Annotated in this window: 1 protein-coding gene; it reads left to right on the top strand. The window is 65.0% G+C overall.

Annotated elements, in window-relative coordinates; genetic code table 11:
• Window positions 1-209: 209 nt before the first annotated feature.
• The gene (locus tag N879_RS16930; RefSeq protein WP_014595814.1) at window positions 210-473 is read left to right on the top strand and encodes a PepSY domain-containing protein; all 264 of its coding nucleotides are present in this window, start codon (window positions 210-212) and stop codon (window positions 471-473) included.
• The last annotated feature ends 64 nt before the right edge of the window (window positions 474-537 follow it).

Genomic DNA, 537 nt, shown 5'->3' with positions numbered 1-537 from the left:
AAAAACCTCCGTGCATGGATCGGTGGCAGGGCCCGCGTCGCGCAGCGATGCCCCTGTGAAGGAGTCGTCTGGCACCTGCCGGAATCGACAACGAGCCGGCGAATGCACACCGCGGCGGTTGAACTTAGCGGCCGCCGTTGGGCTCGTATTTCAGGCAGGGGCCAGCACCAAAGGCCCGATACGATCCCGTTCGCAGAAGGAAAAACGAGATGTACAACAAGACACTGACCGCCGCGTTCGCTGTTGCCATCCTGGGTTCCGGTGCCGCCTTCGCCGCCGACAAGCCCGGCGCCGACTGGATCACCCTCGAGCAGGCCGTGGAAAAGGCCAAGGCCGCCGGCTACACCGAGCTGCACGGCATCGAAGCCGATGGCGACGGCTGGGAAGGCGAGGGCATGAAGCAGGACGGCAAGAAGTACGAGTTCAAGATCGACGGCCGCACCGGCGAGGTGACCAAGGACAAGGAAGACTGATACGTCTGCCGCGCGGCCGAAACGCCGCGCCGGGTTCATCGGCCGTCCGGGTCGTGGACTCGTC

This window comes from Alcaligenes sp. EGD-AK7, assembly GCF_000465875.3.
GTDB lineage: Bacteria > Pseudomonadota > Gammaproteobacteria > Burkholderiales > Burkholderiaceae_B > Alcaligenes > Alcaligenes phenolicus.
The sequence above is the reverse complement of the archived record's forward strand: the minus strand, read 5'-3'. Positions and strand labels throughout refer to the sequence as shown.